The sequence below is a fragment of the uncultured Anaerofustis sp. genome (genome assembly GCF_938029165.1).
GTDB lineage: Bacteria > Bacillota > Clostridia > Eubacteriales > Anaerofustaceae > Anaerofustis.
Genome location: NZ_CALHFB010000026.1, coordinates 25,847 through 49,213 on the forward strand (window position 1 = coordinate 25,847; position 23,367 = coordinate 49,213).

Annotated in this window: 21 protein-coding genes and 1 pseudogene; 8 read left to right on the forward strand and 14 right to left on the reverse strand. The window is 33.2% G+C overall.

From position 1 onward, the window contains the following. Nucleotides 1–59: 59 nt before the first annotated feature. Both Q0516_RS02765 and Q0516_RS02770 read left to right on the forward strand, forming a co-directional pair. The gene (locus Q0516_RS02765; protein ID WP_257480252.1) at nt 60–692 is read left to right on the forward strand and encodes a DUF421 domain-containing protein; all 633 of its coding nucleotides are present in this window, start codon (nt 60–62) and stop codon (nt 690–692) included. Continuing rightward, nucleotides 692–1,072 (forward strand): DUF4363 family protein, encoded by a 381-nt coding sequence (locus Q0516_RS02770; protein WP_294468099.1) that lies wholly within the window; start codon nt 692–694, stop codon nt 1,070–1,072. The genes Q0516_RS02765 and Q0516_RS02770 overlap by 1 nt, the downstream gene beginning before the upstream one ends. On the opposite strand, the gene Q0516_RS02775 is transcribed toward Q0516_RS02770, so the two are convergent. The 10 genes from Q0516_RS02775 to aroF form a co-directional block, all read right to left on the reverse strand. Then, nucleotides 1,059–1,910, reverse strand: a complete 852-nt coding sequence (locus Q0516_RS02775; RefSeq protein ID WP_294468102.1) for a prephenate dehydrogenase/arogenate dehydrogenase family protein — start codon at nt 1,908–1,910, stop codon at nt 1,059–1,061. The two genes, Q0516_RS02770 and Q0516_RS02775, sit on opposite strands and share 14 nt — an antisense overlap. A gap of 14 nt (nt 1,911–1,924) precedes the next feature. Next, nucleotides 1,925–3,088 carry a TraB/GumN family protein gene (locus Q0516_RS02780; protein ID WP_257480249.1) on the reverse strand — a complete coding sequence of 388 codons (1,164 nt, stop codon included), beginning with the start codon at nt 3,086–3,088 and terminating at the stop codon, nt 1,925–1,927. A gap of 128 nt (nt 3,089–3,216) precedes the next feature. Then, nucleotides 3,217–6,180 (reverse strand): vitamin B12-dependent ribonucleotide reductase, encoded by a 2,964-nt coding sequence (locus Q0516_RS02785; RefSeq protein ID WP_294468105.1) that lies wholly within the window; start codon nt 6,178–6,180, stop codon nt 3,217–3,219. A gap of 254 nt (nt 6,181–6,434) precedes the next feature. Continuing rightward, nucleotides 6,435–6,929, reverse strand: coding sequence for a shikimate kinase (locus Q0516_RS02790; protein ID WP_294468108.1), 495 nt, complete (start codon nt 6,927–6,929; stop codon nt 6,435–6,437). 1 nt (nt 6,930) lies between these two features. Beyond that, nucleotides 6,931–7,734 (reverse strand): shikimate dehydrogenase, encoded by an 804-nt coding sequence (locus tag Q0516_RS02795; RefSeq protein ID WP_294468111.1) that lies wholly within the window; start codon nt 7,732–7,734, stop codon nt 6,931–6,933. 2 nt (nt 7,735–7,736) lie between these two features. Next, a complete protein-coding gene (locus Q0516_RS02800; protein ID WP_294468114.1) occupies nt 7,737–8,654 on the reverse strand; it encodes a chorismate mutase in 918 nt (305 codons plus the stop codon). After that, complete coding sequence (aroC, locus tag Q0516_RS02805; RefSeq protein WP_294468115.1) at nt 8,651–9,742, reverse strand: chorismate synthase; 1,092 nt, start codon at nt 9,740–9,742, stop codon at nt 8,651–8,653. The genes Q0516_RS02800 and aroC overlap by 4 nt, the downstream gene beginning before the upstream one ends. Further along, nucleotides 9,720–10,958 carry a 3-phosphoshikimate 1-carboxyvinyltransferase gene (aroA, locus tag Q0516_RS02810; RefSeq protein WP_294468119.1) on the reverse strand — a complete coding sequence of 413 codons (1,239 nt, stop codon included), beginning with the start codon at nt 10,956–10,958 and terminating at the stop codon, nt 9,720–9,722. The genes aroC and aroA overlap by 23 nt, the downstream gene beginning before the upstream one ends. After that, nucleotides 10,959–12,020, reverse strand: a complete 1,062-nt coding sequence (gene aroB, locus Q0516_RS02815; protein WP_294468121.1) for a 3-dehydroquinate synthase — start codon at nt 12,018–12,020, stop codon at nt 10,959–10,961. It lies immediately after the preceding gene. A gap of 9 nt (nt 12,021–12,029) precedes the next feature. Next, nucleotides 12,030–13,043, reverse strand: a complete 1,014-nt coding sequence (gene aroF, locus Q0516_RS02820) for a 3-deoxy-7-phosphoheptulonate synthase (RefSeq protein WP_257480241.1) — start codon at nt 13,041–13,043, stop codon at nt 12,030–12,032. A gap of 381 nt (nt 13,044–13,424) precedes the next feature. Between aroF and Q0516_RS02825 the strand changes: the two genes are divergently transcribed. After that, nucleotides 13,425–13,631 (forward strand): cation transporter, encoded by a 207-nt coding sequence (locus tag Q0516_RS02825; RefSeq protein WP_257480240.1) that lies wholly within the window; start codon nt 13,425–13,427, stop codon nt 13,629–13,631. Nucleotides 13,632–13,661: 30 nt separating this feature from the next. On the opposite strand, the gene Q0516_RS02830 is transcribed toward Q0516_RS02825, so the two are convergent. The 4 genes from Q0516_RS02830 to sfsA all read right to left on the reverse strand — a co-directional run bounded on the left by Q0516_RS02830 (nt 13,662) and on the right by sfsA (nt 20,279). Continuing rightward, nucleotides 13,662–16,469, reverse strand: a complete 2,808-nt coding sequence (locus Q0516_RS02830) for an Ig-like domain-containing protein (RefSeq protein WP_294468124.1) — start codon at nt 16,467–16,469, stop codon at nt 13,662–13,664. A gap of 745 nt (nt 16,470–17,214) precedes the next feature. Further along, nucleotides 17,215–18,807, reverse strand: a complete 1,593-nt coding sequence (locus Q0516_RS02835) for a hypothetical protein (protein WP_294468126.1) — start codon at nt 18,805–18,807, stop codon at nt 17,215–17,217. Between the two features lie 33 nt (nt 18,808–18,840). Further along, the gene (gene plsY, locus Q0516_RS02840) at nt 18,841–19,458 is read right to left on the reverse strand and encodes a glycerol-3-phosphate 1-O-acyltransferase PlsY (RefSeq protein ID WP_257480230.1); all 618 of its coding nucleotides are present in this window, start codon (nt 19,456–19,458) and stop codon (nt 18,841–18,843) included. Between the two features lie 131 nt (nt 19,459–19,589). Then, the gene (sfsA, locus tag Q0516_RS02845; RefSeq protein WP_294468129.1) at nt 19,590–20,279 is read right to left on the reverse strand and encodes a DNA/RNA nuclease SfsA; all 690 of its coding nucleotides are present in this window, start codon (nt 20,277–20,279) and stop codon (nt 19,590–19,592) included. Between the two features lie 74 nt (nt 20,280–20,353). On the opposite strand from sfsA, the pseudogene Q0516_RS02850 reads away from it, so the two are divergent. From Q0516_RS02850 to Q0516_RS02870, 5 genes and pseudogenes are all read left to right on the forward strand, one after another. Then, a pseudogene (locus tag Q0516_RS02850) lies at nt 20,354–20,587 on the forward strand (cysteine-rich small domain-containing protein); the annotation flags it as partial. Between the two features lie 33 nt (nt 20,588–20,620). Further along, complete coding sequence (locus tag Q0516_RS02855) at nt 20,621–21,457, forward strand: HAD-IIB family hydrolase (RefSeq protein ID WP_294468141.1); 837 nt, start codon at nt 20,621–20,623, stop codon at nt 21,455–21,457. Beyond that, nucleotides 21,450–22,013 carry a class I SAM-dependent methyltransferase gene (locus Q0516_RS02860; protein WP_294468131.1) on the forward strand — a complete coding sequence of 188 codons (564 nt, stop codon included), beginning with the start codon at nt 21,450–21,452 and terminating at the stop codon, nt 22,011–22,013. The genes Q0516_RS02855 and Q0516_RS02860 overlap by 8 nt, the downstream gene beginning before the upstream one ends. Further along, nucleotides 21,988–22,650, forward strand: a complete 663-nt coding sequence (locus tag Q0516_RS02865) for a hypothetical protein (protein WP_004339783.1) — start codon at nt 21,988–21,990, stop codon at nt 22,648–22,650. Before Q0516_RS02860 ends, Q0516_RS02865 begins: the two co-directional genes overlap by 26 nt. Before the next feature lie 472 nt (nt 22,651–23,122). Beyond that, nucleotides 23,123–23,367 (forward strand): ParA family protein (locus tag Q0516_RS02870; protein ID WP_294468138.1); only part of this gene is annotated, 245 nt, incomplete at its 3' end.

The window sequence follows — 23,367 nt, forward strand, 5'->3', positions numbered from 1 at the left end:
TGTTATAAAAATTCATTTATATCATATACTAAAACTAAAAAAAAAGAAAGGTTTTAATTATGTTAATTTGTTTTATCAGAGCAAGTGTGATTTACTTCTCGGTCCTTTTCGCCATTAGATTTCTGGGAAAAAGACAAATAAGTGAATTTCAGCCCTTTGAACTAGTAATAACGATAATGATAGCGGATATAGTAACTCAGCCCATAGGAGATGTAAATGTACCGCTTTTAAACGGTATAATCCCCCTCGTGGTACTCGTGTTCCTTCAGACTTTGATTTCTTTTATAACTTATAAAAACGAAAAGCTTAGAGCATTCATCTGCGGTAAGCCTGAGTATTTGATTTACGACGGAGATATAATGCAAAAGCAAATGTCAAAAATGCTTATCGGTATTGACGACTTATGCGAACAGCTTAGAAATAATGATATCGTAGATTTAAATGAGGTTTCATATTTGATATTGGAATCAAACGGACAGTCGAGTTTTATAAAGAAAATGGACAACGGTATCCCGGTAAGTCTTATAAAATACGGAAAGAGGATGTACGAAAGTTTTAAACTTGTAGGTTATACAGATGAAAGACTTACGGAAGAACTTAAAAAACGAGATATAAAAGAGGACAAGGATGTTTTTTGGGCTTATGTTTATGATAACGTACTTTATATTATAAGAAAGGATAAATTAAAATAATGAGATCATTCAGTTTTGCGGCATTACTGCTTGCGGTCTTACTCGGACTTAATATTTTTTGTTATGATTTTATCAGGACAAGCGTCAGCGATATAGATTCAAGTATCGATAAAATCATATCACACGCGGATAAAAAAGACTTTAAAAAAGCAGAAAAAGAATTTCAACAGTTAAAGAGCAAATCGGAAAAAAGTAAAAAAATTTGGTATATAATAATCAATCACCAGGAAATAGACAACGTAGATATTTCTATGAGACAAAGCGAAGCATATTTAAAAAAAGAAGCTGAAAGTGACCTTATAGCTTCTTTGAATACTCTTAAATACAATGTAAATAATGTTTATGAAAGAGAAAAAGTAAACATAGTCAACATTTTTTAGAATGAGCTAAATTACTTTTTTCCTTTAAAATACGACCTTCCTTAAGTAACTCTTCCATGTATTGGATATCGTCATTTTCGAGAGCAGCCTTGTATTTTTCAAGTTCCTTTATTATATTATCCACTTCAAATAATAAAGGTTCTTTATTCATTATAAAGAGTTCGCTCCACATATATTCATTAAGCTTTGCTACCCTGGTCAGATCCAGGAAGCTACCCGCTGAAAAGCCTTTTTCTTCAAGTAAAGAAGGGCTTTTTACATAAGCGTTGCTTACAACATGAGCAAGCTGAGAAGTAAAAGCGATTATCTTATCATGTTCCTTCGGCGTTGTAACTACGCTTTCTTTAAACAACATCTCCTCCGCCAGACTTTCAAGAATTTTCACTTTTTCCATATTGGTATTTTCCGTCTTTGTAATTATAAAACTTGCACCTTTGAACAAATCATTGACTGCCGCATCATATCCCCAAAGCTCTCTTCCCGCCATCGGATGGGTCCCGATATAATCGACTTCGGCTTTTAATGCTACAGGTTCTATTTCGTCTATGATACTTCCCTTTATCCCGCACAAATCAACTAAGGTGGAACCCTTTTTCATCGTTTTAACAACGTCTTTGCAGACTTCGATAGTATTTACCGGATAAAGAGCAACGATTACCATATCGTATTCTCTCATGTTATTCATAAGGACGATATCATCGATAGTCCCGTCCCTTTTTGCTTTTGTCAGCGTTTCGTTATTTATATCAAACCCAAATACTTTATTATTCGTATGCTGTTTTATCCCTTTTGCAAAAGACGCACCTATAAGTCCAAGTCCTATTACCGCTATATTCATATAAAACTCCTTAATTAAAATATACTCAGAAAACTTTTAAAAATATCGGCTCCCGCAACAAAAGTCCCTATCATACTCCCTAAATTTGCGAAAGTTACGACTAATAATATCTTAGTTATCCTATTTTTCCATAAGCCTCTGAAACTCTCCAAATCACTGCTCAAACTTTCGAAGTCGGATACCTTAGGTTTTCTTATATGAGCTTCCACAAGCCCCGCAAACCAGCCGGCCGCAAGAAGAGGATTAAGAGAAGTAAAAGGCGCTGCAATAAACGCCGTTATAATAGAAGGGATACTTCCAAGAGCAAGAACTACACCAAGAGCACTTAAAGTACCGTTGAATAATACCCAGCTCACTATTTGCGACATTCCCGTTGAAATACTTTTAAAGAAACTTACGAATATCATTGCAAGTATTAGTATCGGTATGCCAAAACCGATTATTTTTCCTGCTTTGCCGCCTTTTGGTATGGTATCTATTTCACTTAAATCAATATCTTTTTCAATATTTTTTATTATCCCGTTCATATGTGCGGCTCCGACGACAGCGACCACTCTTTCTCCCTCGGCATTTTTTATCTTTTGTGACAGATACTGATCTCTCTCATCAACGAGGTAAGTCTTTAAATCGGGGAAATCTTCGCTGATTTCAAGCAAAGCATTTTCTATAAAATCCCCTTCTTTAATATTTTCAAGGTCTTCTTCGGTTAGTTCCTCATCTTCAAAGAAACTTAAAATAAGTCCTGACAGAAGTTTCATCTTTTCCCATAATGACATCTTCCTAAATATCCTTAAAAAAGTAGTCTTTATATCCCTGTCGGCAAGAGTAAGTTTACATCCTATCTCCTTAGATACGTTTATCGCATTTATCATTTCCTGTCCGGAATTTATATCAAAGCTTTCCGCTATCCTCTTTTGATAAGAACTCAAAATAAGATTTACTAGGAGTAAAGTAGTCTTCTTCTCCTTTATTACATTTACTATATCCGTATCCTGCCATGATTTATTGTTTTCCAGAGAAGAATATCTTCCTTCGTCCAGTTCTATACACACATTGTCGGGTTTTATTTCCCTAATTAAATTTTCTACTTGAATGGCACTTTCCTTTGATACATGAGCAGTACCAATCAAAGTTATGTCTTTGCCATTTATAGTAATATTCCTTACCGTCTCAGACATAATTCCTCCAAATCTAGCTTAGATTAACATAAAACCCTTTAAAATCAATTAAAGGGTCTTGAACTATCATATATTTTACCATTTTTATAATAATTTATAAAGGGTTTAACAATTTATTTACATTTATTTTAACTGCATCCCGTAGTCGAACCGCATTCTCTGCACACTTTACATGTACCGTTGGTAAATAATTGTGTTGAAGAACAAAAAGGGCATACCTCTCCGTATACTCTCTCGGTATCGGGATCGTCCTTTATTTCATCATAAGTAACACTTTTTTCATCTGCTTTTTCTTCATTTTTCTTAACTGAGCCGCTGTACAGCTTTTCTTCCATATCCGTTGGTTTGATTTGCACTCTGGAATAATCTCCAAGTTCGATATCAATTATTTTACTCAGTAAATCCGCGATACTCGAAGCATTCTTTATATAAGGATGTCTTGATACAAATCCGCTTGGTTCAAACTGCTGACCTCGAAGTAACCTAGAAATTTCCTTTGCAGGGATATTATACTGAAGCATATTTGATATGGATTTTGAAAGCGAAGCGAGAAGACCTTTTACTACGGTCCCTTCTTTATCCGTTGAAACGAATAGCTCGGACATTTTTCCGTTTTTATAAAATCCTATTGTCACATATAATTCGATATCCCCTATTTTCGCCGCATGAGTCCTGCTCGTCCTCATTCCGTCGGGTTTTACTCTGTGAAGACTGCCTTTCTTACAGTTTCTCGCATAATCAAGAAGTGCGTCATAAGTAAGGTTTTCCAATGAGTCGCTGTCTTCACTCAAGGCTGTATTAAGAGGCTGACAGGCTTTTGACCCGTCTCTGTATACGGAAATAGCTTTTACCCCCGTTATATAAGAAAGCTTATATATATCGCTTATTTCTTTAACAGTAGCGTTAACAGGCATATTAACGGTCTTTGAAACGGAACCGCTTATCATAGGCGTTACCGCAGCAACCATTAGAACATGTCCGCTAGGAGAAATATCGTTGGCAGTTTCGAATATTTTTTTATCTTCTTCTCTCAAATAAGGAGCATTATCTAAATTAAAATGAACGAACATTCCGTTTTCATCTTTTTCAAGCAAATAATCTTTTATTTTTTCTACTTGTTCCGAAGAATATCCCAAATTGATAAGAGCGTCTTCCAAAACAGGATTTACCAGCTCCATCATACCTCCGCCCGCAAGTGATTTGTAAACAACGTTTGAATAGAATGGTTCAAGTGATGTAGCTCCGCAGTCCATAGCAAAGGAAATAGTTCCCGTAGGAGCGATGACACTTACCTGAGCATTTCTTACACCGTAACGATTTGCACCTTCTATAGCTTTTATCCAAAGTATTTTTCCCGCATTCAAGACTTCTTCAAGCCCCATTTCCGTCATTAAATCTTCATCAAGACGAACGGGAGAATAATCAAGTCCTTCAAAATTATCATCTATGGCAAGAGAACATCTTGCGGAATTCCTAAGTACTTTTAATAAGTGTTCCTTATTTATATCAAACTTATCGAAAGGACCGACTTCTTTAGCCATCAAAGAAGAGACTAGATAAGACTGAGCCGTCATTATAGAACATAGTGAAGCCGATAGGTTTCGTCCTTCATCACTGTCGTAAGGATATCCTAATACCATTAGAAGAGATGCCATATTGGCAAGCCCCAAACCTGTGGTCCTGAATAAATGACTCTTTCTTGCTACTTCTTTTGTAGGGAACTGTCCCCAATGTATTGAAGCTTCAAGAACCAACTGGATCAATGAAATCAAGTGGATATAGTCATTTAATTTAAATTTCCCTTCTTCCTTTGAGAAAAATCTGTAAATATTTATGGAAGCAAGATTACACGCGGTGTTATCCAAGAAAGCATATTCACTGCATGGATTGGTCGCATTTATCCTATTGTGTTTTGCACCGACTTTACCGTCTTCGCCTGCAGGACAAGTATGCCAGTCATTGAACGTATCGTCAAACTGAACCGCAGGGTCTGCACAGTTCCAAGTAGACTGACAAATTAAATCCCATAATTCTTTGACTTTTACTTTTCTGTTTACCCTATCGTCGACTCTGCCTTTAAGTTCAAAGTCCGCATCGGGGTTTTCATCTAAATGGAGGACCTTATCCATAAATTCTTTATTTAGTCTTACAGAGTTATTACCGTTCTGCCCGCTGACCGTAGCATAAGCATCTCCGTCCATGGAAATATCATAGCCCATTTTTCCGAGAGCTCTTACTTTGTCTTCTTCTCTCGCTTTCCAAGTGATGAAGTCTTCTATTTCGGGATGATCTATATCGGTAATAACCATTTTTGCGGCTCTTCTTGTTGTCCCGCCGCTTTTGATAGCCCCCGCATTCCTGTCGAAACCTTTAAGGAAACTCATAAGACCGGAGGATTTTCCTCCGCTTGAAAGCCCCTCATTTATGGCTCTTAAATTAGAGAAGTTGGTCCCAACCCCTGAACCTCCTTTAAACAGTTTCGTTTCTGTTATGTACTGTTCTGATATAGAGTTGTCTCCTAGAAGAGTATCTTTTATGGAGAGGATAAAACATGCCGAAGCCTGAGTCCTCGTATATCTGTCTTTACTTTCTTTGACTGTCCCGCTTTTTATATCATAGTAATATAAATGGTCACTTTCGCCTGCGATACCGTAATTCCTTTTTATCCCCGTATTAAACCACTGAGGAGAGTTCGGAGCCCACATCTGATTTATAAGGGCATAAACAAGTTCATCATAGAATATAGAATACTGTTCTTTGGTTCTTATAAGACCTTCATCGACAAGTGCATCAGCCCAAAATCCGACCATTCTGTCAGCAACTTGCTTCATGCTCGTTTCGTGTCCGTTCTTTGAACCTACTCCCGCACGTCTGAAATATTTGGAAGCGATTATATTACACGCATTCTTAGAATAGAATTCAGGGAATTCCAAATCTTTCATTTCAAATATATTTTTATTTGTTTTATAATCAAATATTTCTACGTCGACTTTTTTATATTCAAATAAGTCAAAAACCGTCTTATTTGGATCTCTTTCCAATTCTTTAGTAAATCGTCTGGTAAAAATATTACTTATACTCAAATTATCCATTTACCGTTTCCACCTTTATTTATACTTATTATACCCAAAATACCATATATTGTATATTATCTGAAATCAGGTACAATTATTAGTATATCACTAATATTACTTTTTTCAATATATTTTTTATACCACAAAATTATACTATTTAAGTCAAGTTAAGATACAAACGAAACATATTTATTTATATTTGTATTAAATATCAAAAAAGCATGTATCAATTATGACACATGCTTTTTATTTTATTATATTTTGTCGAAAATTTATCTTATTTTTCTCATTATTTCTTCTACACAATTTTTAAAATATTCGTTGTTGTCCACTTCGATATCGGCATACTTCTTATATAATCCTATCCTGTCGTTGTATAAATTATATATATGGTTTTCATTATCTTTAAGTAAAGGTCTGTTAGCTCCCAAATTTTTAGACTTAAGTAAATTTTTAACGCTTCTGTTTATGAAGATGACCGTAGAAGTTTTCTTTAAATAATCCATATTTTCTTTTCTTAGGATTATCCCCCCTCCGCCGGAAATAAGCATATTCTCCCTATACGATAGTTCCTTAGCACACTCGGTTTCGATATCCCTAAAATAGTCTTCACCCTTCTCAAAAAGTTCGCTTATGGCTTTTCCCGTCTTTTTTTCTATATAATCATCCATATCTATATATTTTAAATCCATGCTTTTTGATAAGGCTTTCCCTACACTGCTTTTACCACAGCCCGGCATACCGATTAAGAGAATATTCGTCTTCATACTATATTTCCTTTTTTACTTTATTTACTATTATATTTATTTCTTCTTCTGTAAACTTAAAATCGTTCCATATCTCTTCAGACTTAAGCCCCTGCATTATAAGCATCGTAAGCCCCGAAAAGGATTTTTTACCTAAGCTGTCTGCTATTTTCATAAGTTTGGTTTCAAGAGGATTGTATACGACATCCACTACATTATTAAAGTTACTTATAATATCTTTGCCTACCGGAGAAAAACCCGTTTTGGGATACATTCCCACCGGAGTCGTATTTATAAGAACTTCTCCTCTTATATCCTTTAAATCGTTATAATCAATTAAGGCTATCCCGTCTTTGGACTTTTTGTCTGTTTTGTTTCTGCTTACCAGATATATACTTTTTGCTTTCAAATCTTTTACACACTCTACGACAGCTTTGCTTGCACCGCCGCTGCCCAGTATTACAACCGTTTTATTATCTATATTTATATTATTACTGTTTAAAGTGTATAAAAATCCGTAGTAATCGGTATTATATCCGTAAAGTTTACCTCCGACATTTTTAATAGTGTTGACAGCACCGATTTTTTCAGCCTCTTCACTTATATTATCAAGACTTTTCATGACGGTTTCTTTATAAGGGATAGTCACATTTATCCCGTCAAGTTCATTTTCTATCATAAATGACTTTATATCCTTAGCAGTATTTAAATCTATCTCATATAAATCATATCCATAATCTAAATCTAAGACTTCAAAAGCTATGTTATGGAGTATCTTTGAAAAGCTGTGAGGAAGCTTTTCTCCTATCAAACCAAATTTTTTCATACTTAACCCCTATAGGCACCGACAAGTCTTAAATAAGGAACATCCCCCTCTAAACCGGAAAGCATTTTAAGAATGTTCTTATCTTCAAGGCTACCGTCAAAATTGATAAAAACGCTGAAATCCTTAACGGAACTGTCAGCTTCTCTCGAATCGATCTTATTTATATTGATATTGTAGTTGGAAAAATATTTTACAAGGTGTCCCAATGATTTAGGCTCGTTATCTATCCTTACAATCAAATCCACCTTATTGCTGTCTTTTATAAATCTCTTATATTTGCCGAGGATTATAAATTTATTATAATTTTCGGTGTTTAGTCCATGAACATCCTCCAGTCTGTTTCCGTCTTCATCCGTAACAAACTTATCTTTTATGTAAATATCATCGTATTTTTCAAGCAGATTATAAAGTTCGGCGATATGACCTTCCATGGCATTATCTACAGCCAAAAGCACATAATCCAGACTTTCGTCGATTAGTCCCGACATTATATCATCATAAGAACTAAACTCGATTTTTTCGGTTTTCTCCCCGAAATATATATCGCAAGTTTTTTTTGTAAGAGGATTTATCATCATACTGTATCCGACTTTTGACGCGGTTTGTCTTATATCTATAAATATACTTTCCTTAAGATTATTAACTATTTTTTTAGCGATTGCTTTTCTTTGAAAGTTTTTACTTATATCCATTAAATGATTAAAGAAATCTGCCACTTCTTCCGCATATTTTTTATCACTGAGATTATTTATAGCTTTTTCAACTACTTCCGCTTCTCTGTTTTTATTCAAAACATTCACGTTATGTTCTTTTTTATACTTTGCAACATATACGACGGTATTCATTCTCTCTTCAAAAAGCCTTACCAATTCTTTATCTATTTCGTCTATTCTTCTTCTGCTTTCTTCTAAACTTCTCATAAAACCACCTGCTCACTTAATAAAAAATCATATAAACATATTGCACTTACAGCTTCTATTACCGGAATTGCCCTTTTGACGATTACAGGGTCATGTCTTCCCACGACTTCAAGCTTAGTATTTTCTTTCTTTTCTACGTCGATAGTACGCTGAAGTTTTGATATACTTGCCGTAGGCTTTATCACAGCCGAAAAGAGGATAGGCTGACCGTTTGAAATCCCGCCGAGGACTCCGCCGTTATGATTATCATACGTTTTTACATTTCCGTCTTCATCGTAGTAATATTCATCTTTTGCTTCGCTTCCGAGTAAATCTGCAAATCCGAAACCTTCTCCGAACTGAACACCTTTTACGGCAGGTACGGAAAATAGAAGATGAGATAATCTTGATTCTATACTGTCAAAGAAAGGAGAACCTATCCCTGCGGGAAATCCCAGCACTGCACATTCGATTATACCTCCGACACTATCATGGTCATTCTTCGCCTTTAAGATAACGTCTTCCATTTCAGTTAGTTTACTCTTATCAAGTAAAGGAAAGACTTCTTCTTTTAAAGAAATAAGTTTATCCTTATTTATATTGACCTTGTCGAAAGAAATATCTTCCACCTTGTTTATTTTCTTTATATGAGAGCCGATATAAACTCCTTTTTCTTCCAAAAGCTGTTTAGCGACCGCACCCGCAAAAGTAAGAGGTAAGGTCAGTCTTCCGGAGAAGTTTCCCCCGCCTCTGTAATCATTATTTCCTTTATGTTTTACATATGCCGGATAATCCGCATGAGAGGGTCTCATTTTTACTTTTAATTCGCTGTAGTCTTTGCTTCTTGTGTTGCTGTTTTCAAATATGGCACAAAGAGGAGAGCCTGCGGTTTTATCATCAAAATAACCGCTTATGATTTTCGGCGTATCGGCTTCTTTTCTTGGAGTAGAAAACCTATCTCCCCCCTGTCTTCTTTTAAGTTCAAAATCTATTTTATCGAAGTCAAGCTTTATTCCCGCAGGCAAACCGTCTATGACTACGCCTATAGCCTCACTGTGAGACTGTCCGAATATTGTAACTTTGAAATTATTCCCAAATGTCGCACTCATGAATTTCTCCTCCCAAGCTTACAAAATCCTCAAAGAATGTAGGATAAGATTTTCTTACACACATATAATCTTTTATTATTATATCATCTTTTGCCGCTGTTGATGCGACTGCCATACTCATTGAAATCCTGTGGTCCTTATGAGAGTTTACCGGTCCGCCATTTAGTTCTTCTACGCCTTCTATAACAAGATTATCTTCGTTTTCTGTTATCTTCGCTCCCAGCTTATTGAGTTCACTGGATATCGCAGAAAGCCTGTCACATTCCTTTATCCTCAGTCTTCCCGCATTTATTATCCTTGTCTCACCCTTTGTAAGAGCGGCACATACGGTAAGTACAGGAATTATATCCGGACAGTTCGTCGAATCTATAATCTTTTCTTCAGAATTTTTTAAGACATCCAGCCACTTGATGATTTCTTTATCCCCCTGAAGAGATGTTTCATCAAGCCCCAAGACATCTATATCGCTTCCCAAATAGTTGGCTGATAGGAAGAATGCAGCCTGAGAATAATCTCCCTCCACAGTGTAATCCATGGATTTATATTCTTGGTTCCCTTTTATTATAAACTCCTTATAGTCATTATTTATGATTTTTATCCCAAACTTTTCTAACATCGATAAAGTCAAATCAAGATAACTTTTAGACTCCAAATCGGTAGTAATAATTATTTTTGAATTTCCCTCAAGTAAAGGTAGAGTAAACAGCAATCCCGTTATGAACTGAGAGCTGATATCTCCTCTTACTTCAAAGGTATCGGGTTTCAATCTTCCTTCTATTGTTAAGTTTAAAATATCTTTTTTATAAGAATACTTTACCCCCTGCTTATCGAAGATATTATAGAATACATCCAGAGGTCTTTTTCCTAAGTTCCCCTTACCTATAAAAGTCTTCTTAACATTTAAAAGCATTGTTATGGGAACAAAAAACCTTAATGTAGACCCCGACTCATTACAGTCTACGGTAAAGTCATCCTTACTTGAAGAATTGAATATACCATTTATAGTCACTTTTCTTTTATCTATTATAACTTCAGCCCCCATACTTTTTACTGCCGATATGGTTGCGATTATATCATCGGATAAATCTATATTATCTATTACTGATTTTCCCTTTGAAAGTGCCGCACATATGATCGCTCTGTGAGCCATACTCTTTGAAGGAGGTATATTTACTTTTCCTTTAAGCTTATTTGGTGTGATTTTTATGTTGTCCATTTATTCATCCTTAAAAAATTCTAAATTTGTTTTATAAATATAACAGCTTCCTATTTCATCTAAAAGTATCACGTTTAAAACGCTGCCTTCATTTTTTTTATCCGTTGATATATGAGATAAAATATTTTCATTGTGTACTGCGTTTATATCATAGTCCATACCGAAGTTCACAAGTATATCTCTGATTTTATCACTTGTACCTTTTTTTGTAAGACCTTTTTTTTCACTCAGAGCTGTTATTTCATACATGCCTATAGCTACCGCTTCGCCGTGAGTGTACTTTTCATAATTATAATACGCTTCTATCCCGTGAGCAAGAGTATGACCGAAATTTAATTTCATTCTCTCCCCGGTATCCTTTTCATCTTCTTCAACCACTCTTCTTTTTAAATCGCAGCTTTTATATATTATATGTTCTATATGCTCTAAGATATCTTCCCTTGAATGCATTGAATATAACAGTTCAAAAAATTCTTTATCGAATATACAGCCGTACTTTATGACTTCCATAAATCCGTCGTTTACTGTCCTGTCATCAAGGGTTGCAAGTACATTTGGGTCTATTAAAACCAGTTTGGGCTGATGAAAACTTCCTACCAAATTTTTGCCCTTAGCCAAGTCTATTGCAACTTTTCCTCCTACGGAGCTGTCAACCTGAGATAAAAGAGTGGTAGGTATTTGTATGAAATCCAAACCTCTTAAAAAAGTTGAAGCTACAAATCCGCCGAGGTCCCCTATGACCCCTCCGCCAAGGGTGATGATAAGGTCTTTCCTAGTCATCTTAAAATCTATCAAAGCATTGTATATCACTTCCAGCGAAGAAAGAGATTTTGTACTTTCTCCGTTTGGAAGAATTATACTATCGACCAAGTACCCTCCTGATTTCAACTCTTCAGATACTTTATCCAAATAGAACTTTGAGACGATATCATCGGTTATTATAAATATTTTTTCGCCTTTATAAACCTTTTTTATCTCCTCGGAGACCTTCTTTAAGATACCCTTTTCTATTATGATATCATAAGAATTTTCTCCGAGAGCGACATGAAGTGAGTTACTCATTGATTTCTCCTAAACTGTTCTGTTTACGATTGGAGCAAGTTTTTTGATATCAGACATCAATTCATCGAATGCTTCGGGTTTAAGCGATTGCTGACCGTCACATAGTGCATTTAAAGGATCGTTATGTACTTCTATTATAAGTCCGTCCGCACCTGCAACTACCGCTGCTTTTGCAAGAGATTCAACCATCCACCATTTACCCGTAGCATGAGAAGGGTCGATTATGATAGGCAAGTGACTTAATTTTTTAATTGCAGGGATTGCGCTTAAGTCAAGAGTGTTTCTTGTGTAATTTTCGAAAGTCCTTATACCTCTTTCACAAAGGATAACATTTTCATTCCCGCCTGCCATTATGTATTCAGCTGACATTAAAAGTTCTTCAATGGTTGCACTTAAACCTCTTTTAAGTAAAATCGGTTTTCTGATTTTTCCAAGTTCTTTTAATAAATCGAAATTTTGCATATTTCTTGCACCGATTTGAATAACATCAACGTCTTCAATGAATTTTTCAAGGTCATTTGCAGACATAAGTTCGGTCACTACAGGAAGTCCGGTTTCTTTTCTTGCTTCTTTTAAAAGATCAAGTCCGTCGTATCCAAGTCCTTGGAAAGCGTAAGGTGAAGTTCTCGGTTTGAACGCTCCCCCTCTTAGAAAGTTTGCTCCCGAAGCCTTAACATCTTTTGCAACTTCCGTGATTTGCTCTCTGCTTTCTACCGAACAAGGTCCTGCAATGATTGCAAGTTTTTCTCCTCCGATTACCTGGTCTCCGATTTTGATTTCACTGTTGTTTGGATGAAACAGTCTGTTGGCTTTTTTGTAAGGTTCTTCTACGTGAAGGACTCTTCTTACCACATCATTGGCTTCAAGAATTTTAGCGTCTAAAATTGATGTGTCACCAACAAGTCCAAGTACCGTTAAATCCTGACCTTCGATAGGTTGGATCTTAAGATTTTTGCTTTCGATTAGGGCAACTAGTTTTGCCACTTCCATTTTGTCTGCATTCGGTTGTAATACTACTATCATTTTATTTTCTCCTTAAAAATTGTGTATTTGTAAAATAAAAAAGGGAACTCCTTTTAATGAGTTCCCTAATATTTTTACATAAATTTTTATACATAAAAGTTGATACTCACTAAAAGGCTAAACTGTACATGAAAAAGAACCTGCAAAGAAATAATAGTTTGCAAAGCTAAAAAAGTTATAAAATTTAAAGCTGTTAAGTTCTTTTAGACCTTTCATTTTTTCTTCTCCTAATGTATATCTTGTTTGATATAATACACCTCATTTTCATAAATGTCAAGAAAATTTAGTAAATTATTGAAAATTTTTCATTTATTTATTTCCTATGTTAATTTGAAAGCAATTGATATATAATAATAAAAAAAGAATAAGGAGAAGTAAAATATGACAAAAATAGTTTTAAACGTAAACGGGATGTCTTGTTCTCACTGCGAAAACAGAGTAGTAGAAGCTTTAAAGAAAAACGAAGCTGTGAAAAAAGCTAAAGCAAGTGCTAAAAAGAATACAGTTGAAATCAAATATAATGAAGAAATGGCAAGCAAAGAAGAATTAGAAAAGATAATAACAGAAGAAGGTTATGAAGTAATATAAAAAAGACTGCATAAGCAGTCTTTTTTGTTGCTATTTAACTTTTACTTTTTTAACACTGCTCCAGTCTCCATAATATTTCTTACCGGACACAGTTTTGTACGATCTAACTTTTACATAATATACTTTTTTACTGGATAATTTAGTAATTTTCCCAGAAGAAGTTTTATATCCTTTTACAGTCTTAAGTTTTTTACCTTTTGTAAATTTAGAGTTTCTTGCCATATATACTTGATATCCACTAACTTTACTGTCTCTTGTAACATAAACTCTTACAGCTTTTTTACCTACTTTGATTTTCTTGATTTTTTGTTTTTTAGGAACAACGTATACAGTAACTTTTTTATAAGCGGAATTTGCATATTTTGTAGCACCGGCAGTAACTTTAATTGTTACCTTACCAAACTTTTTACCATACACTATACCTTTTGAATTTACGGTAGCAATCTTAGTATTTCCTGATTTATATGTAAGCTTTCCGCCTAAAGACGCTTTTGCACCTAGAGAATAAGATTTTGAACCATAAGGAATTTTATAGCTTGATTTTTTAGTAGTAACCTTTTGAGTCTTTTTGGAAACAGTAACTTTTATATTTTTAATCGCAGCATTTGTACGAAGAGTTGCAGACGCTGTAACGGTTATAGTAGCAGTACCGGCACCTTTTATAGTTACTTTTCCCGTAGAATCAACGCTTACGACATTATTATTACTTGATTTATAAGATAAAGTTCCTTTTCCGTTAGTCTTTGCACCCAATGAAAATGGCTTATCTCCGTAAACTTTTTTATAGCTTGAAGCCGATGTTGTTATAGTTTGCTTTTGATAAGTAAAATTCTTTTCATCTACTACTTTATCGTCTTTATAAGCTTTATAGCTTCCTGCGGTCACATCCCATATAGCAAATGGATGTTTATCATAACCGCTGTCTGCTTTATCTTTATTAAATTCAACCAAATAGCATGTATGACCACTAGGAACATATTTTTGATAATCATTGTAATAAGAATTATCATTTATTTTAGTAACATAACTTCCGACTTTGTCTCTATACTCGGTCATATTTGAAGAATTTTGTGCCGTTTGATATGTTGTTTCAAATATGGAACATGCTATATCATCAGAAGATACGCTTTGGAAAGTAGTACTTTGATATCCCGACAAATAAATATTAGGATAGAAGAACATAAACAGTTCTGCTGGGATTGAAGCATTTAAGTCATTTACTTCAAGATTTTTTAATTTTTCTACCATTTCCGGATATAGTTCTGTAGGAGTTCCAGGATGTCCTTTAAAATAAAGAACATAATCGTCTCCATAATATGTATTTAAAAATCTTGTATAATCAGCCAAATTAGGAGAATTACTTGTAGTTATCTTAGTTCCTAAAATCACCATAACTTTTTTATTTTTGCTTTCAGCTTCGGCAAATGGATTCATATCACCCATATTATATAATTCTTTAAATGCTTGCTGGTTACCTTTTTCTGCAAGATCAGTTAGAAGGTTACCTATATTAACACCGGTAACTTTTCCTCTAGCTGATGCAGAAAAAGCTTTAAGTTCCTCATTCTCTGCTTCTACTGCAGCAGGAAAACATAATGCACCGCTATTGATTACCCACCACTGAATCCTATTTGCATCTTTTTCTTTCTCAACATCGAAAATAGCATATTCATATCTATTTAATCCAGTTGTCTGTTTGCCGCTATAATATTTCAGTGTTGAAAAATCCGGCACACTCTTTGTATCTTTGGCTTTTTGCACTAAAGCTTTATATTCTGCTTTCATATCTTCATGCTGCTTATTTACATTAACACCAGCAGGCTGATATACAGCTTGAAAATTTTTATATGTATCAGCACCATCTGTTATCATTGTAATCGTACTGTTACTATCAGGAATATTATTTTTATAAAGTAGTGATATGATTACTCTTTGGTAATTATCTGCACAATAAATATGGAATTTAGATGAAGGGTTTAATTCATATAGCTCCTTTAAGTACGCTGCAGTTTGATTATCTGTTCTGGGAGCAATGCTTGCCTTTGATGTTGTTTCAGCTTTTGTTAAGTATGGTACTGAATACACATTTTCAGGTAGTTTATCCCAGTTATACGCTTTAGTTCTCTCTAAAACCATAAAAGTTGGAATAGGTTCATTTTTTTCATTCTTAGATATTTTCCATAAATTTAAAGAAGTAAGTAAAGCAGGCATTGTGGCATTAAGAGGAGCAAAATTATACTCTTCCGCTACTACTCCGATATCTTCTTTTGTGATAGTTTTTATAATATCTTTACCTTTTAGGATCTCAATCTTTACAGAATACTTCCCATATGCAGGAAATTTCATTTCAAGAACATTGGCATTAAGTTCGGAAAGTTTTGCTGATTTTTGGACACTTTGTCTTTCAGCCTTTCCATAGTACATTTTAGCCGTAACTTTTATACTGTCAGCTCCTGTTATATTTTTCAAATCATCCGCATTTGGAACTGTAACATTTACATCCAAGTAATTGATTTTTTTCTGTTCAACATCAACTCTGTAAATTGAAGTAGAAGATTTTAATAATTTTGAGGAAGGATTTTTCACTTTATCATTAGATTTTTCTTCTAAAGGTTTAGTATCATCTTTTTTCTCTTCATCAACAATATTTTCTTTTGCATTACTTTCTGCTTCAACTTCATCAGCTTCGCTTTTTTCATTTTTCTCATCGATTTCTGTCTGAATTTCCTCTTTTGGAAGCTCAGATGTTTCTTCGTTATCAGCCATAAATGCAGTCGCCGGTACTACTGACATACACATAAAAAAGACCAATAACAACGATAAAATTTTCTTTTTCATTTTTTCCCCCTTGAATCCCTAAAGTATAAATTTTGTAATTGGTGTGATATAATATTATAAAGTGTTATTTATGTGAAAATCATGTTATATATATGATAATATTGAAAAATTATATTAAAATAAAGGTTTTAATATATTGTTACATATTGTATATATTTTGTAACAATCAAATATACTACACATATATTGATTTATGTAATATATCTGGGTCGTTATTATAATTTTTTAGGGTTTTTATAAGATATAACTATAATAACACAAATTAACCAAAATATATACATTTTGTACACGATTTCAACAAAAAAGCAGCATTAAGTAGGATAATGTACATTTTCAAAATAACTAGAAATTTAAAGATATTTCATTTAAACATTAATAAAGTATTTAAATAACTGGAAGTATATAAAATAAAAATTAAAAGTGTAATTAATTACTTAAAAAAATTTAAGATAATAAATCATACAAACAAAAAAAACAAACTATTCATAATGACATTTAATACTGAACATGTACGAATTAAAACTATAAAATATAAAAATTTGATATATAATTCAATATTAAAAGAACAAAAAATATAATAATTAAATATTGACGGAAAAGTTAAAACATAAACTACATAAACAGCAATGTACTATTATCAATGTATTTATACAAAAAATTCTTTCTAATTTTATCATCAACAGTTTAAAACATATTAAAGCAAAATAAAAAAAGAAGGAATTATGACCTTCTTTTTTATTTATTACTATTTATAATCTTCTTTATCATCTGTCTCATTCAAGACTACATCTTCAGCTGCTTCATTTATATCTTCCGATTTTGTTTGTTCACTATCGGATAGTTCTGTTTCATCAGACGACAGTCCACTTTCTTCGGATGTGATTTCTGAATTATTTTCTTCAAAATCTTTTTCCATTTGTTCTGATAAAGAATCATTTTCATTTTCATTTTCAAGATCTTCTTTTTTATTTCTTTTTTTGAATAATCCTTTTTTCTTAGGTTTATCTTCTTCTTTTTCTGAAGTATCTTCTATCAATAGACCTTGTTCTCTTAACTTATCTTCACGTTCTTTTCTTCTTTTATCTCTTTGTGATTTTGTCTCTGTTATATATCTGTAGTCTTTTTCCTCATCAATATAATTTGAAGTGACCTTGCTGAAAACGTCAAGTCCGTTATATACTATCGTTTCTTCAGTTAAAACATTATTTATATCACTGTCATCTATTTTAAGTAAAGCAGCGTTTCTTTTCTTTAAATAAATCAAATCTTTATCTTTCTTTTCATCAAAATCAAAGTTTGACATTTTTTCATATAGATCATTAGCTTTTTTGTAGTCTTTTCTTTTAATAAAATAGGCCACGATATGATGACAAACGACTAAATATTCTTTGATATCATCTTTTAAAGGAGATATTTTGTTTACTGCAATATCATCAAAATTTTCATATAAAAAGTTAATATACTTACTGAACCCAACATTAAGTCTCCCAAACTTTACATCAAGATAATCTCTTAAGACAAAGTCTACAGTATACATATCCTCAAAATCGAATTCTTCCAACATAAAATCTCTGTTCAAATAATCTGAAATCTTTTTAAGCAGGTAGTTTCTCTTAATATCTTTATTTTGAAGGTTATAACTTCCGTAAAGAAGGAATTTAGACGCTACAAGGTAATCATATTGTTCTTCAGTCAAAGAATTTTTAACAATGTGATGTCCTTCTTCATCTTTCTCTCCTGTATCGATTTTATCATTTGGGATATCCAAGCATTTATCGCCTTCAAGAAGGATAAATAAAATTTGTGTTGATGTAAATAAAATTAAAAAAATCAAAGCTACATCAATAAAAAACAGTATTATATCAGAGAAAATATAAACAAACAAAAAATAAACCGATATACAAGCCAACACCAATAAAAGCAGATTTCCTGCTATATTTTCAAAAGTAGTAAAGGTAAAGTTGTTTTTTAATTTATTGAATTCTTCATCATTTTGAGGATATTTAAATTTCGGAACGGTTACCCCGAGTGAAAAATAGTGTTTATTATGAAGTCTTCCTCTATATTTTTTATCCGGATTTTTATATAAAACATAAAAAGGATCCATATATAGCATCGTAGTGTCATAACCTTTTTTATTATATATAATGCTGTATGATTTATATTTAAAATATAATGATAAATAATACATTAGGATTATAAGTATAGGGCAAATAGGTGCAACCCAGTATAACTTATGACCGATAGCAAAAGAAATCAATATCCCTCCGCTTATAAGTCCGAATAAAAGTATTACCAACCAAATTATTTTTAAATTTTTCTTAGAACTTGTTCTCATAAATAAATCCTCAAATCTATTATTTTATATAAATTATTTATCTTTTTTACCAAAACTTAATTTATTTTCATTCCCGTTAATTATTCTTTTTATATTAAGTCTATGCTGATATATGCTTAAAATGCATAGAATGCAAGATAAAATTATGTAATAAGTATCTACTTTAAATACAATAAAAAATACTGCACTTAGGGTAAGTGCTGTAAGAGAACCCACGGATACCATTCTTGTGATAAGTGCCAATATAAGACCTATTAAAATAGCCATTAAAGCTAATCTATAATCTACCATTACAAGGATACCCGCACTGGCAGATACGCCTTTTCCCCCTCTGAAACCCATAAATATAGGCCAGTTATGTCCTGCAACACAAAAAAGCGACGCAATCAGAATTACAAAAGAACTTTGATTAAATATATAACAAAGTCCCACAGCAAGCATCCCTTTAAAAAAATCTATTAAAAAAACCAGAAGTCCGGAAAAAAAGCCATATGTTCTAAGGGCATTCGTAGCCCCGGCATTACCGCTTCCGTAAGTTCTTATATCCTCTTTTTTTACGCTTTTTGAAAATATATATGCACCATTTATACACCCTATAAAATAAGATGCGATAATTATTACCAAACTTAAAAAAGTAAACTCTATATTCATAAAAACTCCTAGTATCAGTAATCATTTTACTTTTAGTATTATAGCATAATAAAAGTTAAATAAAAGTATGTTTAATGAAAAATATGTAAAATATTACAAAATTTTCATCAATTCTTAATAATTAAAGTGAATTATATTTTAACGTCTATTTTTTTACTTATTTTTATCTCATCACCGGTTACATCACAGTCAAAAGCAAGTATATTTACACCATTTTCTTTTGCATTTTTAAGTGCATTTATAAAATCATCATGCACGGGATTAGGTGTAAAATACTTTGCACCTTTAAACTGGATTATGAAAATCATATATGCTTCATAACCGTCTTTATGAGCCGTTACCAGTTCATTGATATGCTTTATCCCCCTTATTGTCGGTGCATCGGGAAACATAGCTATCCCCTCTTCTTCTAATGTTACCCCTTTTATTTCTATATATGCTTTTCGCTCTTTACTTTCAACATAAAAATCAAATCTTGAATTACCGTAAGTACTTTCATTCTTTATAAAGAGTTCACCATCAAAACCATCGAGGTTTATAATTTTATTTTCAAGTGCTTCCCTAAATATTTTATTTGGGATTTGACTGTCCATATTGAATAGGATATCGTTTTTATACACACTTATTAAGTCATACTTTGTCTTTCTGTTTGGATTATCCGATTTTTCAAGATAAACAGCCGCACCTTCTTTTAATAACTCTCTGCACCTTCCTGTGTTCTTTACGTGTACAGTTTCAACTATATCTCCTATTTTACATTTTGCTATAAATCTGTTAGGTCGGTTTATAAAAGTCGCTTTAACTATATTTTTATATTTCATACTCTCCTCTTTCACTATCAGGTATTATACAAGACAAGCTTGAAAAAATAAAGGATTTGATTTAAAATTGTTTTATGGAAAATTATAAATTTATAAATCATGAAAAATGCGAGTTCTTCCCTTGCCATAAAACAGATGATAAAGAAAATTTCAATTGCTTATTTTGCTACTGCCCGCTGTATTTAATGGAAGATAAATGCGGTGGTAATTTTACTTACACAAAAAATGGGATAAAGGACTGTTCAAATTGTCTGCTTCCTCATAAAAGAGAAAATTACGATTATATAAATAATAAATTATACGAATTTACATTATCTCAAAATAAAGAACGATTTGAAAAAATAAAAGCGGTCGCAACAGACCTTGACCATACTTTGATAAAGCATGAATTTGCAATCGATGATATCTCGGTCGAAACCTTTAAAAAATTAAAAGAAAAAGGATATAAAACCATAGTAGCTACGGCAAGAGGTTTCTATCAGGCATATTATTTTACGAAGAAATTAAATCCCGATTATGTAATCAGTGACAACGGAGCACTCGTTACAAAATTTATTAACGGGGAAAAAGAAATAATTTTCAAGGTAAATATTCCTGACGATATAAAAAGAGATATAATATCTTCGATTGAAGAGTACGATAATCTTATATTTATGCTTGAGTCCGGAGATGATTTATATGTAAATCCTTGCAAAGCGGAACCTGATTTTTGCGATAAACATGTAGAAATATTTACGAAAGTCCAACAATTTGACAAAGACTTGCGAGTAAATATAATGAGAAATTTAAAAGATTTCCCTAAGGATAAACCACTGACGAGGATATGTATTTTTGATTTCCTTCAAACGGAGGAAGTACAAAATAAACTTAAAAACATTGCTGAAAAATATAAAGGAAAAGTAAAATATGCACAGTCATTTAAAACTGTTTTTGAGTTCGGATGTTCGGATAAAGGAAAAGCTCTTGATTTTTTAATGGACTATGCAAATATAAAAAAAGAAGAACTTATTAGCTTCGGAGACAGCCTTGCAGATATACCTCTTTTAGATAAGTCGGGAATACCCGTAGCGGTTGAAAATGCCAGAGATGAGTTAAAGGAGAATGCAATGTATATTGCGGACAGCGTATTTGAAAATGGAACGGATAAATTCATAAGGGAAAATTTATTAAATGAATAACAGTTATGATAAGTTCAGCGAATATTATGATATATATACCTCCTTTGTAGATTATGAATTATGGAGCAAATATATATATGCCCTTGCCGATAAAGATTTAACAAATAAAAACATTTTGGATTTGGGCTGCGGCAGCGGAGAAATGCTTCTAAGTCTTGATGAAATGACAAATGCTAATTTATATGGAGTCGATATAAGCGAAGAAATGTTAAGTATTGCAGACCAGAATGCTTTTTTTGAAGATAAACACCTAAACTTAATAAAATGTGATATGTCTAAATTCATATGCGATATAAAATTTGATTTGATATATTCCGCCTGCGACAGCATGAATTACCTTTTAAATGAAGAAGATTTTATGGATACTTTAAATAATGCTTATGAAATGTTGAATAAAAATTCTATTTTTACTTTTGATATCATAAATAAAGATTATATAGAAACGAATGATGACTTTTCATATGAAAATATCGATTTTGTCATAAAGAGAAAAAAAGAAGAAAATTATCTTCATACAGATATAAAAATATATGAAGATAAATACATTTTTAATTAGTAAGACAAAGAGTGAGGTTTTCAACTGGGCGCTGGGCTTATACACGCTAGCAACGGGTATGACGGTGGTGGACGGTTGGATTAGCGATCCTAACGATCCGGCGCAAGGAGTGATCGGCTCGCTGCAAACGCTCCAAGCACTCAGCCCTGTCCAGGTGGCTGAAGGCGCAATCGGCGTAGGAGCAGCACTCACAATGTGGGGTGTCTTGCAATCGTGTTTTGCACGAACCAAGCGTGCGTTCCACTTCACCTTTTTAGGATTGATGATGGTGTTTAGCTTGCTAACCTTTATATGCACTACCCTCTTCACCTACTCCACCGACACGGCGATACGCACTTTTGCGAGCCATTTCGTAAACTATTCGTACTCGGCTATCGCTATCAATACGGTACTTTTGGGGGCTTTCATGGTGGGAGGTTGTGTTGGCAAGCTGCGTGCTTACGGTGCATCGCTCATCATTACCCCAATATTTATGGGCGGTATTACCCTACTCAACTATTATTTATATAATGTGGCAGGCGGTTTGACCCTTCCCGAGATAGCTACTTACGTAAATATGGGTAGCATTATAGGGCTCGTTTTGACAGTTTTGCCGATGGGATTGTTGCGCTGGGCACTTGAAACCGAAGAAAATTAGGCGTTTGGGGTTAGCGATAAGTGAAAACAAGCGAGTGCTAAGCGTTTTTTACCCGCATATTTCGCCTATTTCGGACAAAAGGCAGAGCGGCGACAAAAATAGAATAAAATAGCGCACGGCGATTTTACATAAAGTATTGTTTGTTGGCTAATTAGTGATCAAAAAGAAAGTGTTTTTCGCATAGTAGTTAGATAGATATGACAAAACGTTATGTATTTCTGCTCAAAGGCGGTGTTTCTGTTTTCGCTGAAAATAGACAAAATGGGCGAAAAATGGTAGTGTATTAGCATATTTTACGTGGTTATGTTTTTATGTTTAAATATATAAACGTTGTAATATAAATATGTTTTAATACGAATATATAAATACGTTTTAGTGTAAAGATGTAAATACGTTTTAATACGAAAATGTAAATACATTTTAGCGTGAAGATATAAATAGATTTTAATACGAAAATATAAATATATAAATAATGAAAAATGTAAAAGTAGTCTTTGCGAATCAGAAAGGTGGAGTTGGTAAGACTACCCTTTGTATTCTGTTTGCCAACTATTTAGCGTACAAAAGAAAGGATGTTTGCTTGATAGATACCGACCTTCAGAAAACCATTCTCATGCAGCGCAAGAAGGATATGGAGATATATGAAGGTGAGGAGGAGCCTTATACAATACAAGATTTCGATGTCGACTCGCCAGAGCTGATGCAGCAGTTGGTGGA